Annotated in this window: 12 protein-coding genes; 6 read left to right on the top strand and 6 right to left on the bottom strand. The window is 45.5% G+C overall.

Annotated features, from left to right (window positions below; genetic code table 11):
* Window positions 1-309 precede the first annotated feature (309 nt).
* Window positions 310-1,383, bottom strand: coding sequence for a WD40/YVTN/BNR-like repeat-containing protein (locus NYR52_RS10635; RefSeq protein ID WP_259435615.1), 1,074 nt, complete (start codon window positions 1,381-1,383; stop codon window positions 310-312).
* A 586-nt stretch (window positions 1,384-1,969) separates the two neighbouring features.
* On the opposite strand from NYR52_RS10635, the gene NYR52_RS10640 reads away from it, so the two are divergent.
* Window positions 1,970-2,833, top strand: a complete 864-nt coding sequence (locus NYR52_RS10640) for an AraC family transcriptional regulator (protein ID WP_132222192.1) — start codon at window positions 1,970-1,972, stop codon at window positions 2,831-2,833.
* A gap of 557 nt (window positions 2,834-3,390) precedes the next feature.
* On the top strand, window positions 3,391-4,293 hold the full coding sequence (locus NYR52_RS10645) for a sulfite exporter TauE/SafE family protein (RefSeq protein WP_259435616.1): 903 nt from the start codon (window positions 3,391-3,393) through the stop codon (window positions 4,291-4,293).
* A 190-nt stretch (window positions 4,294-4,483) separates the two neighbouring features.
* On the opposite strand, the gene NYR52_RS10650 is transcribed toward NYR52_RS10645, so the two are convergent.
* The 3 genes from NYR52_RS10650 to NYR52_RS10660 form a co-directional block, all read right to left on the bottom strand.
* Complete coding sequence (locus NYR52_RS10650) at window positions 4,484-4,828, bottom strand: GNAT family N-acetyltransferase (protein WP_259435617.1); 345 nt, start codon at window positions 4,826-4,828, stop codon at window positions 4,484-4,486.
* 351 nt (window positions 4,829-5,179) lie between these two features.
* Entirely contained in the window at window positions 5,180-6,628 is a 1,449-nt protein-coding gene (gltX, locus tag NYR52_RS10655; protein ID WP_259435618.1) for a glutamate--tRNA ligase, read from the bottom strand.
* 236 nt (window positions 6,629-6,864) lie between these two features.
* Window positions 6,865-8,391, bottom strand: coding sequence for a YifB family Mg chelatase-like AAA ATPase (locus NYR52_RS10660; protein ID WP_259435619.1), 1,527 nt, complete (start codon window positions 8,389-8,391; stop codon window positions 6,865-6,867).
* 829 nt (window positions 8,392-9,220) lie between these two features.
* Here NYR52_RS10660 and NYR52_RS10665 point away from each other — a divergent pair.
* The 4 genes from NYR52_RS10665 (at window position 9,221) to NYR52_RS10680 (ending at window position 13,980) form a co-directional block, all read left to right on the top strand.
* The gene (locus tag NYR52_RS10665; RefSeq protein WP_259435620.1) at window positions 9,221-11,290 is read left to right on the top strand and encodes a BglG family transcription antiterminator; all 2,070 of its coding nucleotides are present in this window, start codon (window positions 9,221-9,223) and stop codon (window positions 11,288-11,290) included.
* Window positions 11,287-11,553, top strand: coding sequence for a PTS sugar transporter subunit IIB (locus NYR52_RS10670; RefSeq protein ID WP_132222204.1), 267 nt, complete (start codon window positions 11,287-11,289; stop codon window positions 11,551-11,553). The genes NYR52_RS10665 and NYR52_RS10670 overlap by 4 nt, the downstream gene beginning before the upstream one ends.
* 32 nt (window positions 11,554-11,585) lie before the next feature.
* A complete protein-coding gene (ulaA, locus tag NYR52_RS10675) occupies window positions 11,586-12,851 on the top strand; it encodes a PTS ascorbate transporter subunit IIC (RefSeq protein WP_375163147.1) in 1,266 nt (421 codons plus the stop codon).
* A 288-nt stretch (window positions 12,852-13,139) separates the two neighbouring features.
* Window positions 13,140-13,980, top strand: a protein-coding gene (locus NYR52_RS10680) for an IS5 family transposase (protein ID WP_375163144.1) whose coding sequence is annotated in 2 segments (ribosomal slippage) — window positions 13,140-13,475 and window positions 13,477-13,980 — 840 coding nt in all. Because the reading frame shifts where the segments join, the coding sequence is not laid out codon by codon here.
* 157 nt (window positions 13,981-14,137) lie between these two features.
* Here NYR52_RS10680 and NYR52_RS10685 read toward each other — a convergent pair.
* Window positions 14,138-14,710: a hypothetical protein gene (locus tag NYR52_RS10685; protein WP_259435621.1), complete on the bottom strand. Its 573-nt coding sequence runs from the start codon at window positions 14,708-14,710 to the stop codon at window positions 14,138-14,140.
* Window positions 14,711-14,844: 134 nt separating this feature from the next.
* Complete coding sequence (locus NYR52_RS10690; RefSeq protein WP_259435622.1) at window positions 14,845-15,807, bottom strand: hypothetical protein; 963 nt, start codon at window positions 15,805-15,807, stop codon at window positions 14,845-14,847.
* Window positions 15,808-16,021 lie beyond the last annotated feature (214 nt).

Raw genomic sequence — 16,021 nt, forward strand, 5'->3', positions numbered from 1 at the left:
TTCTCCCTCCAATCGCCTTAACCTGAAAGACAACACGTGATGTGTTGCAATCAGTCATGCGGCGAACGCTTGACACAAACTCCGATTTTCACCCTTGCAATGGATGATAACGATTCTCGATCTCAAATGATATTTTAGTTTGCTCTCGCCGTTGTGTCAACTGTTGCTACTAAATAAAAACCATCCCTTACACTGTATTCTTATTTAAAATCAAAATGAGGCTGACCCAAAGAAACGGTCAGCCTCATAGGTACCTGCCATCTTTTTATTTTATTTAATCCAATGCTATCCAGATCCCACGTTGATGTATTAGCCTCTCACCGCCAACGCATGCGGATGCTGCCGCTCATACTCCTCTTTCCAGTCGATCTCCAAACGCCGCCATGTCAAACCAGTATCCGCCGAGCGATACAATCCTTGATTGGTCAAAGCGTAAAAAACGCCTGGCTCATCTTGATTAGCTGCAAGAATGGGAATCACCATGCCTTCCGTCGGTGGAAGCCCCTCCCTCACTTCCTGCCACGGCTGATCTCCTTCTTTACGGTAGATGGTGGATTCCGGTGTGACATGGTGCAGATGATGAGCTTCCATCGCATGAACCGATGCCGATACGATAATCACATCGGGATTTCCCGGGTCCACTGCCATACCGTAAAGATAATGATGCTTAAGCCCTTCAGCTTTGCTCTCCCAAGTCAGACCAGCGTCCTTACTCTCCAAGTATTCGCGCCCCACCTCAAACAATCCGTCACCCGCCGCCGCATACAACCGACCCGGAGCCATCGGATGAGTCAGCAAGGTATGCGTATCCAAAGGCCCGCGAAACTTCCGATCTTCCCATGTTTGGCCGCCATCCAGACTGCGAATGAATGCGCCAGCCTCGATGGAAACATAGATTTTTTCCCCTTCTTTAATATCTGGCGTGATCCAGCGGATGTGACTGGTATGGGGGCGAGGTGGGAAGCTCCAAGTGGCCGCCGATGGCAACAGGCGGACGTTTTCCAGCTCCGTCCAAGTGTCCCCGCCATCGTCAGAGCGGTACAAAGCGGTCGGTTCGGTCCCCACAAACACCACACCATAGCCGTTAGCCTGTTGAACGGGACTTACTGCAACCGCCGTTACAATAGCCTGATTAATTCCCCGCCCCATCAGCGGTTCCGTGTAGAGGCCAGGTGAACCGCAAGGCTCCCACGTCTCTCCCCCGTCATCACTGCGCCACAGTCCCCGACCAAAGGTGCCGCAGTACACACGCTCCGGCCGAAAAGGATCGAATGTCACACAAATCGGTTGCATTCCCTGCAACGTTGGCTTGGTTGTGATTCGTTCCCCTTGCACATCCACCACCAGTAGATCCTTTTCCATCGCCAAGTACAGCTTCGTCATGGAAACACCCACCTTTGCATTCATTTGTTTGGACTTGCAAACATGCCAGCTAATGACACCCTAAAAACAGACTTGCAACCGATTACTTCCACGAACAAACAAATAATCATACTACATTTAAATAATAACAAATATAAACTACAATTTAAAATTACCTAACAATTATTCTAAATAAATTTATCCTTAATGCAGACATGTTCGGTCACGCCTGCAGGCTGGCAGTGATCGATTCGCCGGGGATTCAACGTGCTATCATGTAAGAGGTCCCACAATCGCCGTTCCTCGTATTCAGCTTTGACTCTGACCTCACCCGCCCGCAACTACAATGTTTTCCAGGGTGTGTCCGGCCAATCAAGTTGGTGGGGAAGAAGCGGCGGAAAAACCTTTTCGCGAAGAGCGCCGATGCACAAGTGAAGCGAATGAGAAAATGGTTTGGGAGCCGTGTCTATTCATCAGACACATCCTAATCTAATCTCCCCTCACTTCCCACTTCCCAAAGACTTTACCTCACCCTGTCAGCACATAGCACAAACGAACAGGACGGACAAGAAATTGCTTGTTATGATCACGGTAAGGAGTGAGAACCATGATATGGGTTGAATCATTGCAAAAAGCCATCGATTATATGGAAAAGCATTTGCTGGACAATATCACCGCCGAGGATATAGCCAGGCAGACGAACACATCTCCCTTTCACTTTCAGCGCACCTTCGCTATTTTGACTGGCATTTCCGTTGGTGAATACCTTCGGCGCAGGCGATTAACCCTAGCCGCCCAAGAACTTGCCAAAACAAGCAGCAAAGTCATTGATATCGCCCTCAAATATGGTTATGACACCCCTGAAGCTTTCTCAAAGGCATTTCGCCGACAACACGGCGTGACTCCCAGCGAGGCGCGCAAGTGTACAGGAAAGCTGAAAGCATACAACCGCCTGGTGATACAGGTTAATCTGAAAGGAGCAGAGCCCATGCAATACAAGATGATTAAGAGAGACCGTTTTCAAGTGGTGGGGATCAAAAGGGAGTTTTCTTTGGTCAATAATGAAAACCTCGAAGGCATCTCGAAATTCTGGCAGGAAATAAATGAGGAGAAAAGAGACAAAACATTGCTAAAACTGAACAACGGCCAAATCAAAGGAATATTGGGCGTTTGCGTCGATCAAAGTAATGTGCGACCGGAAAAAGCAATAGACTATTGGATCGCTGTGGAACATGACGGGGAGACGCCAGACGGATTAATGAAATTGGAAATTCCTGCAACTACCTGGGCTGTTTTTGAAGTTCACGGCCCGATGCCCCATGCCATGCAAAAAGCATGGAAACAAATCTTTTCTGAATGGTTTCCCTCAAGCGGTTATAAACTGGCCGGCACACCCGAACTCGAAGTGTACGACGATGACGATCCCTTCAAGCCAGACTATTACTCAGAAATCTGGATTCCTGTAGAATAATCACAACCAAGGCATGCGCATTGGCGCAAAGCAAGCAGACGAAACGGTTCCACTCTTGCAACGCGGTACCGAATGGGAAGAAGGATGGGATACTCTCCCATCCTTTTCTGTATGCCGCTGAATAAAGAATAACTATGGAGCAAGGGCCTATTTTCACTAAGTAAGAAGCGAGATTTCACTTTTCAATCTCATTCTTGACAGGCGGTTAACAGATGGATATGATTATTTTAAATCAAATAATTCATATCAATTAAGTATGTTTTATGCTTTAAGCAATTTTTTGGCGCTGGATGAATAGATTGATTTAGCAGGATCATATCTCGACCAATTGACTCGACTTAGTGGAGTTGCTTATCGAAAAGCATGCTTATGTAGCAAGCGATACCTTTTGCATAGGGCGAATCGCATGACACGACAGCTTGAGATGATTTTCTTGTGTCGCAATTTTCTTAATCATACATGCCCATCAGGATGTCGGTTGGAATGAACTCGCTCTAACATCTCATTATCTAAATCTGAGTAATTAGATGGATATTGTCCGTTAAAGGAGGATTTTTATGCAACGGCTTATCATTTTCGCCATCATCGGGCTTTTCGCCCAATTGGTGGACGGCTCCTTAGGGATGGCATATGGCGTCACTTCCAGTTCGCTTTTACTTCTATTTGGCGTTTCTCCGGCGATCGCTTCTGCTTCTGTTCACATGGCTGAAGTCGTCACGACTGCCGCTTCAGGCGTATCTCACATCCGTTTTGGAAACGTGGATAAGCAAACCGTTTATCGCCTGATTCTCCCTGGTTCCCTGGGCGCCTTTATCGGAGCTTGTTTTTTGAGCAACTTGCCCGGGGATGTGGTTAAACCGTATATCGCCGTTTTCTTGTTTGCTTTAGGTATTTATGTACTTCTGCGATTTTTGCTTGCTGACTCCAAGAAAATTACCCATGCCGATACCAACCGCACACCCAGTAAAAAATTGCTTGTTCCGCTCGGCTTCATCGCGGGCTTTGCTGATTCTACGGGAGGAGGTGGCTGGGGCCCACTCACTACGCCGGTCTTGCTGTCACGCAATGAGCTTGAACCGCGCAAAGTGATTGGCTCCGTAGATGCCAGTGAATTTGCCATCGCCTCCGCCGCCACAATTGGCTTTTTTATTTCATTGGGCCCGGAGCAGTTTCATTGGCAATGGGTCTTGGCATTGATGGCAGGAGGAGTAGTGGCTGCTCCCATCGCCGCTTGGTTGGTTCGTAAGATTCCGGCTACCATTCTCGGTGTGTTGGTTGGGGGACTAATTATCATTACGAACCTCAAAACATTATTTGGCGCCTTTGATATCGGTTCCGATGCCGTGCAAAATGGAGTCTATCTCTTTTTCGCCTTGCTGTGGGCGGGCGCTGTCGCATACAACATTGTGCGCCATTATAAACAAATCCAGCAAACAAAGCAGGAAGAAAAGGCACTTTAATGCTGCTGTCAGGACTGGGTTGTCCGGAATAAGAAATACTGAAGCCGCTTTAATCAAAGCGGCTTTTTTTGCATATACGCTTGGGTCTGCTTGAACAGAGTTGCCTTTAATCTAAGTCGAATTAAAAAAGAAGGGCTTCAAATTTTGCCCTTTAGATCTCTTTTTGCCCTTTAGATCTCTGTATCACTTCTTACTCCCACTTTCTAACATATTTCAACAAATGGGTCACCGTACCAAAAAAATGATCTTCTATTTCTTCCTCCACGTGAAACTGCATCGATTCATAAAAGGAGCGTCCACCACCATTCTCCTTTTCCACCCAAGCAAACATCCGACGAAGAGGAGATACATCGTTGATCAATTGTCTCAAAAGACGTTTACCTATCCCTTTGCCTTGAAATTCTGGAAGAAGATAAATCCGAGTTAATTCATACTCAGCATAACCTCTTTCTACTAATTCCCCATAACCAACAATGCCGTCTTCATCAACAACTACATAAAACAGACGATGCGGCTTGTTACGCCCATCGAACATTTATTCTGAAATTAATTAATGTTATAATATATATAGCAATGAATCATTATTTTTTACACCTTCTGAAAATTATATCTCAAAGCAAATATGTACTGGACAAACGCATATAAAAACGGAATGGAGGTGCATGGCTAATGAAACCAAAATTTAGACGTGTAGATATCTCCATTCATACTGACTTTTTCAAGCGTTCATGGACACAGGAAAAAGAGGATTGTCCAAAGTGTAAGAGCAGTGACGTTACCATCACAGAAGGCTACCGATACGAATGTGACGTTTGTGGTCATCGCTGGTCGCCTAAATAAAACCAAGAAAAATGCACCTTCTTTAGTTTAAGAAGGTGCATTCCTATTAACTAATTATCTGATTAATACGTTCAAGTACTTTTTCTTTTCCTAAAAGGTATAAGGTCTTATTCAGGTCTGGTCCATGATTCTGGCCTGTTGCCGCTACACGGACCGGCATAAACAACTGCTTACCTTTATAACCCGTTTCCTTTTGTACTTTTTTTAGCAAAGCTTTGATGTTATCTGGTGTATACTCTTCTAACGTGTTCACTTTCGCTTGGAATGCAGACAGTACCACGGAAACGGATTCTCCTGCAAGGATCTGGTTCGCTTCCTCATCATATGAAACATCATCGACAAAAAACTGTTTTGCCAGTTGAGTGATTTCACTTACTGCACTCATACCCGATTGGAAGAGACTAACCAGGTGTGTTAACCACTCACGATCAAAATTCTCCCCAATATACCCTTCCTTTTGCAAGTATGGGATGGCCATATCAACAATGCGGTCTAAGTCTGCTTTTTTGATGTATTGACCGTTGATCCAAGCCAACTTTTCCACATCAAAAATCGCACCCGCTTTGCTTACTCGATCAATAGAAAAATGTTGGATCAGTTCGTCTAACGAAAAAATCTCTTCTTCACTTAATTCACCACTGGGCGACCAACCTAGCAAAGCCAAATAGTTGACAAGCGCTTCCGGCAGATATCCTAAGTCCTTATATTGCTCAATGAACTGAATGATTGACTCATCACGCTTTGAAAGCTTTTTACCATTCGGATTCAAGATCAACGGAAGATGCCCAAACTCAGGAGTCTTCCATCCAAGGGCTTCGTACAACAAGATTTGGCAAGGGGTATTAGACAAGTGTTCCTCACCACGAATCACATGGGTGATTTGCATTAGTGCATCATCCACAGTGACAGCAAAGTTATATACTGGAACTCCATTTGATTTAACAATAATGAAATCACCGATATCATTCGTGTTAAACTTCATGTCACCACGCACTAAATCCGTGAATAAAACATCTTGATCATCAGGAACCCGAAAACGAATCGTATAGGAACGACCTTCTTTCTCATATTGCTTTTGTGTTTTCTCATCCAAATAGCGGCATTTGCCTGAGTAATGATAAACCTTGCCCAATGCTTTGAGCCTTTCTCGTTCCAAATCTTCCTCTTCTTTTGTGCAGTAACAATAATATGCCTTCCCCTCTCTTACCAATCGCTCGATGTAATTTTGATAAATGGACAAACGATCCATTTGTATATATGGTCCATAGGCGCCTCCGACATCTGGACCCTCGTCCCAATCCAAACCAAGCCATTTAAATCCTTCGAGAAACTTCTCAGTAGCGCTTTCTACATTTCTAGCTTGATCAGTATTTTCGATCCGTAAAATAAAATCCCCACCAAACTTTTTTGCATACAAAAAGTTGAAAAGAGCGGTTCTTGCTCCTCCAATGTGTAAATGACCTGTAGGGCTGGGAGCAAATCGCAATCGAACCATGATCTATCCCTCCTTCTCCTAGTACTGGAACTACATAATTCACTTAATTTGAAGATACTCGCAAAATCTAATCAATTATTCCCTTTATTATAACTATATTGAATCATTTTAACCAATCCTCTTAAAAAAATTTAGCCGCTTTTTTGTATGTAGCTCTACCCTTAACTCCAACCATAGGAATCGAACCAATTTCCTTCTTTATAGTTGTTTATAGCTTGAAGAACATAAGCTCCCCATCACTCCCAAAACTTCCGATCCAGCGCACGGTAGCGGATCGCCTCGGCGATGTGGGAAGCGCTGATCTGCTCCGCTCCGTCGAGGTCGGCGATGGTGCGTGCCACTTTCAAGATGCGGTCGTGGGCACGGGCGCTTAAGCCCAGGGTGTCAAAGGCTTGCTTCATCAATTGGCGTGATTCTTTGTCCAGGGCACAGTGTTCGCGGATGTCGGCCGTGCTCATGGTGCTGTTGGTGCTGTGTTCTTTCCCTTGGAAACGGTGGGCTTGTCGCTCGCGAGCGCGGTTGACCCGTTCGCGGATGGTAGACGAGGATTCCCCTGTTTCTGCGCCACTCAATGTCTTGAAATCCACTTTGGGGACTTCGATGTGGATGTCAATACGGTCCAGCAACGGGCCGGAGATTTTAGAACGGTAGCGGCTCACTTGATGCGGCGTACATGTACAGGAGCGGTCTTCTTCGTACCCGAAGTAACCGCACGGGCAAGGGTTCATGCTCGCTACCAGCATCAGTTCGGCAGGAAATGTCAGGACAGCACGGGCCCGGCCAAGGGTGACTTCACGGTCTTCCAAGGGCTGGCGAAGCACTTCCAGCACGGTTTTAGAGAACTCTGGCAGTTCATCAAGGAACAGCACGCCACGATGAGCCAAACTCACTTCCCCCGGCTTTGGCACGGTTCCCCCGCCCACCAAGCCGGCAGTGGAGATGGTGTGATGAGGTGAACGAAAAGGGCGTTCGGTGATCAGGCGGCCCCGCTCTTTGATTAATCCTGCAATGCTGCAGATCTTGGTCACTTCCAACGACTCTTGCAAACTCATCTTGGGCAAAATGGTGGGAATCCTTCTGGCCAACATCGTTTTGCCCGAGCCAGGCGGACCGATCAGCAACAAGTTGTGTTGGCCCGCGGCAGCCACTTCCATGGCCCGTTTCACATGGCTCTGCCCTTGCACATCGGCGAAATCAACCGAAAAGACTGATTCCTCACACATTTGCTCAGTTGGGCCGCCAGTGGGTCGCCATTCCCCTCGGAAATAGGCAACTGCCTGTGCCAATGAAACAACCGGAACCAGCCGCAAGCCGTCCACCAATGCTCCTTCCGCCGCATTGGCCGCTGGAAGAACCACTTCCTCCAATCCCGCTTCCCGGGCCGCCATCACCATGGCCAACACACCACTTAAAGGGCGCAAGCTTCCGTCCAAAGCCAGTTCGCCGATAAAAAGGATGCGCTGAAGCGAATCGGCAGTCAACTGGCCGCTAGCAATCAACACTCCCAAGGCGATGGCCAAATCAAAACCGGATCCTTCTTTTTTCACATCAGCCGGTGCCAAGTTGGTGGTGATACGCTGCAACGGAAAGTGGGCTTCGCTGTTTTTGATAGCTGCCCGGACGCGGTCTTTGGCTTCTCGCACCGCCGAATCGGGCAAGCCGACAATATCAAACGACGGCAAGCCGTTGCTGATATCCACTTCTACTTCAACCAATCGTCCGTCAATTCCCAAGACACTGGCGCTGTATAGTTTGGTGTACACTCATATTCCCCCGGAAATAAGTAGCTTTTCCCATATTTTTCTAGATCAATCGACAATTTTCCTGTCTGTGCCTATTTCAAGCAAATATTCCTGTGTACAAAATAAAAAGACTCTTGCTTTGAATTTAACTACAAGGTAAGAGCCTAAAAGATACTGGGATGTAGGAAACCTTTTCTCAAGGAGCGCCAATGAACAAGTGAAGCGAATGAGAAAATAGTTTTGGAACTCTGACCATCCCTTTTGATAATCACTCCGTATTAGAAATTCTACAATAAGCACAACATCTTAAGAACATTCAGTCTGGAAAGGGCAACTATTATTTACTTACTCCCTTTCAATACCTCCATGGTGGCAACTAAACCCGTATGTGAACATCAGTTATATCAACCAGATTCATCATAACCTCCGATCATGTACAAATCCCGGTAGGTTCACAGACTTTTGATATAAATTCTCTGATACTGTCTGTGCTTAGCATAACATGTTTATCTCACTAAATACCCAATTCGATTTAGCCAACACCCGGCAAAGGTCCTCCCTCGTCTTCTCATAGCCGAACTCATTATATTCTTTCCTCCTTCAAGGATTAATCATATTTATCCAATCACTTTGATTCTGAAAATAACACCCAAACACCAACCTGAACCACTGGACGAGGTGTCGATCCCTCCTCACTGTCGCATGCGTATCCCTGATTCCAAGTTCCACTGTTGTTTAAACGCAAGGATTCATCCCAATGTTGTACAATATAATTTACAACATTTGCAACGAAAACGCTTTCTAGATATAAAAAAATCTCACTATAATGAAGGCAAAGAGGGGATGTTCAATGCAACTAGATGATAGAAGCTTGAGTCTGCTTAAAGAAATCATTTTCCAACCGCATTGCACAATGAAGCAATTGGAACAACGACTCCTCCTGTCACGCAGGCAAATCAATTACGACCTGGAGAAAATCAACGCATGGTTGGCAAGCCAACATCTGGAGCCGGTGAAATACCAACGTCAAGCGGGATTCACTTGTCCGCCTGGCATCAGGGAGAAGTTGACACACCTTCCTTTGGCTGAGAGCAAACACCAGTATGTCTGGTCGGCAGAGGAAAGAGTTCGCTTGATTCTCTTATCCCTTCTTGGTGTGACAGAATATTGGTCACTCGTCCACGCCTGCAGCTTGCTTCAGGTAAGCCGCAATACAGCATTGGCCGATTTGAAAGAGGCTAATGCGCTTGCTGGCGAAGTTGGCGTACAACTCAAATATTCACGGGACAACGGCTATCATTTGGTGGGAAAAGAAAGGAATCTTCGTAGCCTGCTACATCGATTGGTCTTCACCGCCTTGGAACAAGAAAATGGAGAGATGGTGTTAAGGGAAGCGATAAAGCAAATGCAAACCATTTCGTTCGATTCCTTGTATCGTCGGTTGGAAACCGTCGAACGGCAACTCGGGGTCCGTTACACGGATGAACGCCTGGTGCAACTCACCTATGAGTGCCTCCTGATCAGACAACGGATCAAACAGGCAAAGTGGATCGGCATCAAGGAAAAAGATCTACAAGAAATCATCCATACGCCCGAGTATGAGGCAAGTGGTACATTATTGGATGATTTGGTGGAAGACTTGGCTCCGGAACACCGTTGCCGCGAGCAGGCTTACCTGGCCTTGTTGCTTCTCGCCACCAACGTATCCACCCCGGAAAAAGGAAAAGTGATGCGGGAGGTGGCCTTATCGATGGTCGATCGGTTTGAAAATGTGGCTTGTGTCAACCTCGCCGAAAAGGAACTCTTGACCGATCTCTTGGCCATGCACTTAACTCCGGCTTATTACCGGATCAAGTATGGGCTGGAATTAAAAAATCCCCTTGCCTCCTCCATTTTGCTGGAACATCCGGAACTGCACCATCTCGTTAAAAAATGCGTCTCCCCTTTTGCCCGGCGGGTGGGCGTCGACATTCCGGAAGAAGAAACAGCTTATTTGACCATCCATTTTGGCGCTTGTTTGCGGCGCCAAGGGGTGGAGCTTGCCCAACGTCCAAAAGCCGTTGTCGTTTGCCCAAAGGGGATTGCCGTCTCCCATCTGCTCATACGTACGTTGCGCGAACTGTTTCCGGACATTTTGTTTTTGGATGCATTGACGGTTCGGGAATTTTCTTCTTATCCCATGGATCATGAATTGGTTTTCTCCACGGTCTTCCTGAGGACAGACCGAAAGCTGTTCGTGGTGAAACCGATTTTATCCCACGAGGAGAAAGAGCGCCTGCGATACGATGTGTCGAAAGAACTGTATGGCATCGCTGATCATGCGGCCAATGTGCCATTTTTGTTGCATGTGATCGAACAATATGCGGATGTTCATGACCGTAAAGGGCTTACTCAAGCGTTATCGGGACTTTTGAAGTCCCTTCAATCCCCCCTTCCAGTCAGAAAAGAGGATGAAAAACCCGTGTTAAATGAACTGATTACACGAGATACCGTCCAATTGCGGAAAAAGGCAAGAAATTGGGAAGAGGCAATTCGATTGGCAGCTAAACCTTTGGTAGACAACGGTTCTGTCGAACCGGGTTATGCAGAGGCAATGATTGCCTCGATTCATGAGTTAGGGCCTTATGTAGTGATCGCACCTAAGGTGGCGATCCCCCACGCGCGCCCCGAACAAGGAGTCAACCAATTATCGATGAGCTTTATGCAGTTGAACGAAGAAGTTTCCTTTCCGCAAAACAAACCCGTGCGACTCTTGTTTGTGCTTGCCGCCTCGGACAACGAATCCCATTTGCGGGCGCTGGCCCAATTGTCCGAATTACTGGCGCAGCCCGAGGAAATCCAATCCCTCATCGACGCGGAAACAAAGGAAAACGTGTTGGACTTGATGGACAAGTATTCGAAAGGAGAAATGGAAGCATGAAAATCCTAGTTGTTTGTGGAAATGGGCTGGGGAGCAGTTTCATCATGGAGCTAAATGTGAAAAAAGCCCTGAAAGAGTTGAACAAGGAAGCAGAAGTGGAACACACTGACTTGACGACGGCCCACACTGAAAGCGCAGATCTTTATCTGGGGGCCAATGATATTATTTCCCAACTGGATAACGGCGTGCGGAAGATCGTTGGCTTGGAAAACATCATGGATCTGGAAGAAATCAAAGCCAAATTATCTCAGCATCTGCAATAACCGAATAGTATCTGGAGAAAGTAGGGAAGCCAATGCACATCTTGCAAATCATGATGAATGATATTTTAGGGACCCCTGCGATCTTGATTGGGATTTTTGCCCTGATCGGCCTTTTGTTGCAGAAGAAGGGGATTGGGGAGATTGTGTCTGGCACCTTGAAAACGGTGTTGGGGTTTATCCTGGTCAGCGCCGGAGCGGAGATCATCGTGCGGTCGCTCGATGTGTTCGGGAAGATGTTCAACCAGGCGTTTGCCATCAACGGAGTGATTCCCAACAATGAAGCGATTGTCGCCGTGGCGCAAAACAAATTCGGCGCGGCGACGGCCTTGATCATGGTGTTCGGCATGGTGGTCAACTTGATTTTGGCACGTTTCACGCCATTGAAATACATCTTTTTGACAGGGCACCACACGTTGTTCATGGCTTGTCTTATCGCGGTGATTTTAACGACCAACGGTGTGAGTGGAGTGGCATTGGTCTTTACCGGGTCCATCATTTTGGGGGCACTCATGGTCCTGTCGCCTGCAATATTGCAACCGTTTGTCCGCCAGATCACAGGCTCCGACCAGTTTGCGGTCGGACACTTCGGTTCGATCGGCTATTTCGTTTCCGGATGGGTGGGCAAATGGTTCGGAAACAAGGAGAAGTCCACGGAAACGATCAAAGTCCCGAAACAATTAAGTTTTCTCCGTGACACCTCCGTAGCCGTTTCCTTGACCATGGCCATCCTGTTCGTCATCGTGGCTTGCTTTGCCGGGCCGGCCTATATTCAGGAGAAATTGTCCGGTGGCCAAAACTATTTGGTTTATTCCATCATTCAAGCCATCACATTTGCGGCCGGCGTCTACGTGGTATTGAACGGAGTGCGCATGCTCATCGCGGAAATTGTGCCAGCGTTCAAGGGAATCGCCGAAAAAATCGTGCCCCAAGCCAAACCGGCACTTGATTGCCCAACCGTATTCCCGTTTTCCCCGAATGCCGTGATCATTGGGTTCTTGTCCAGCTTTTTGGCCGGGTTGACCAGCATGTTTCTTCTTCCAATGCTTGGTTTGAAAGTGATTGTGCCCGGTCTTGTGCCCCACTTTTTCACGGGAGCCACTGCGGGCGTGTTTGGGAATGCGACTGGCGGTCGTCGCGGTGCGTTTTTCGGTTCGTTCGCCAATGGATTGATCATCAGTTTTTTGCCGGCGTTGCTTCTTCCGGCATTGGGATCATTGGGATTCGAAGGTACGACATTCGGTGACGCCGACTTTGGCGTGGTAGGACTCATTCTCAGTTATTTGTTACAATGGTTTTAAGCCCGCGTGCAATCATTGCTCAAATGATTCGCACTCGTGCGAAAGGCTCTTACAGTGTGTGAAACATTCACATTGCACACATTGTAAGCGCCTTTTTTGTTCATGAAAATCGGCTTTTTCTGCCTGATGTCTACTTGACGAGAGAGCATTTGAGCCATCTGACCTGTCTATGTATCATTGCGGAATAATTAATTAATCAATACTTTAAATCTATTAGGGCGTGTCTGGTGAATCCATCATGATTTCCTGTTAGAATGTTCATAACAACAAAAGCAAGGAGACATCATGATGAGACGGCGTTATGAGATTACAGATGAGGCTTGGGAAAAGATCGAGCCTTTATTGCCTTCGAATGGGAAACGAGGCGGACAGTGGAAAGACCACCGAACCATTTTGAACGGAATCCTGTGGAAGTTTGGGACGGGAGCTCCCTGGCGGGATCTGCCTGCACGTTATGGTTCTTGGAAAACTTGCTACTATCGTTTTACACGTTGGCAAAAGGATGGGACGTGGGATCGCTTGCTTAAGCATGTTCAGACTTACTCCCACGCCGTTTCCGATGTCGATTGGGTTGTTTTCGTTGACAGCACGATTGTCCGAGCTCATCAGCACGCCGCAGGCGCGCCGAAAAAAGGGGGACCCTCGCTTCCAGAATGAGGCACTCGGACGAAGCCGCGGAGGTCTGACGACCAAAATCCATCTTGCTTGTGACGGAAAAGGTCGACCGCTTGCTTTTACAATCACTCCCGGTCAACAGCATGACTGTACCCAATTACAAGCATTACTCGATTCCATTTCCGTTCCCTGTTTGGGAAAAGGAAGGCCTCGCAAGAGGCCGGATCATCTGATTGCCGATCGCGGCTACAGTTATCCGTCTTGTCGTCGATTTCTTCAAAAACGTGGGATTTCCCATACCATCCCCGAACGCAGAGATCAGGCGGAGCGTCGGGCCAAAAAGCCGGGGCGTCCTCTGACCTTCAACAAAGAACAATATTCACGCCGAAACGTGATTGAACGCTGTATTAACCGCCTGAAGCAATGGCGTGGCTTCGCCACTCGTTATGAAAAACGGGCGGTTTATTTTTGTGCCGCCATTACCTTGATTTCCTTGATCATGTGGCTCAATTAATCATTCACCAGACACGCCCTAGTCCCAGTAAGAGAGAAAATATTATTAGTACTTGCTTGTGATGGATACACATAGTTCTACAATGAAAAATAAGGAGTCATTTGTTGTTTTAAATAACCCCTTATTCAAATCGTCATCGTCATACCTCTTCTGTATCCTACTCCAACATCGAGATCCAATTTTCCACAGAATCGTAAGGCAGAATAGCTCTTAACCTATTCTCAATTTCTCGTAGGATTTTTTTATCAAATTCCCATTCATCATTCAAAAATTGACCCTCATATTTTAAGTAACACACCTCACATAGCACAGTTAATGTCTCAATAAATCCATTTAGACTTGGTGCGATTTCTCTTAAGTTAATAGACACTTGGCCGTGCCATGCATGATAAAGATTCCCCTCTTTCTTATCTAAAATAAAAGGATCTAACCCTTTATCAGCAACTACAATCCAATCATTTCTCCATTCTGGATTACTTTGCATACTTGCCAAGTCATGACTAAAATTCACCTGAACTTCGATCATCTCTTCTGGCTCATACAATTGAATCGGATTTCCCCCAAAATCCAATTCTCCCATTCTGGGTGCATAATCTTTATACCACTTAAGTAACTTTTCACCTGGATCTAATGATCTTTGAATCTCTTTCATTACATGTTCATCTGTCGGCCCGACTGCAAAACCACATTCCGTCATGACCTTTTTCCATCTATGCAAAACTTTTTCCATCGACTTGGCACCGCCCTAATAAATATTTATCAACTTAAAAATAGCCTATAACGAATAAAAAGAGATGACAAAAAGCCATCTCTTTTTTAACTCCCCAAATGTCTAGATAACAACTAATACAATGAATTGTTGTTTTATTTAGCTACTGGATAAATTTCAATTACATTTTGCCAAGTAGTTAATCCCATTTTTCTTTTTTGCTGAAGTGCCACTGCATCCGCTAAAATTTGTCTATTACGATTGGATAATACGATAATAAACTGACGCTTACGGTGTTTACTCATGCTTTCGATTAATGATAGTACAAAAGGAACGATGGTTTCCTTTTCTTTTTTTATCGGAATATTTTCAGCTACCATTCTCGTATTTCCATCTTCATCGACCCAGATTAAACTTATATTTGTTTCATAAGGAATAGGCGCAATATGTAATCCTCCCACTTTGCTTTTCACATAAAACTGATTGTTTTTCGGTATTAATTTACTAGGTTTATGATTTTCGTCGATCAATGAGGGAGTTGGGTATAATGATAGGCCTCTCTCTTGAAAGTTACTATCAATTTGAAAAGACTGCTTTTCTATCATCGGTGGATCAAGTGTCATGCTTTTCTCGTTTTGGACGAAAAGCCGAATCAAACTAAGATTAAATCCATCGTATCGTTGATACTCCATGCTTTTTGTCAATTCAATAGGAAAGAAAGTTAATTCCTCAGCATCTTTTGGATTCCATTGAATCGATATGGGTACCTCAATGGTAGCATTTCTTTTTGCAATTACATGTATGCTTGATTTCCATCCGCTATTTTTCGTTTTTATTTTTGTTGCTTTATTCCCTTGCAACACAATCAATGTATAGGGAATATCTTTCTTTGTCACGTTATCGAACATCAATTTCCCCGTTAGCTCGTGTTCATGATTAGCATTGTTCAGGAATTCAAATTTTTCTCCTTGAACATTTATTGAATCGATCCATTTTTTATATGCATGAAACGAAAAGCCAACAGTAAAATTTTGCGGTCCTTCCACAACATCACTTACATCATCTAAAAGGCGATGGGCATTTTCAAAGATGACTTGATCTTCTTCATTGATATTCACTTGAGCTTCCTCCTTTTATGATTGTCTTAGACGTAATCATTCAATGACCTGAAAATAGAATATAAAATGGATACATTATTAACATTTCAATCACCTTTTTTTCAATTAAATATCCCCTTATACCTTCTACTTAACAGTGGCTGTTCTACCAGACATTGCGGTTAGGGTCCATCTTTTATTACATAAAAAAGAGCGGAATAAACCGCTCCTTTTT

Source organism: Laceyella sacchari (assembly GCF_024927925.1).
Classification (GTDB): Bacteria; Bacillota; Bacilli; order Thermoactinomycetales; family Thermoactinomycetaceae; genus Laceyella; species Laceyella sacchari.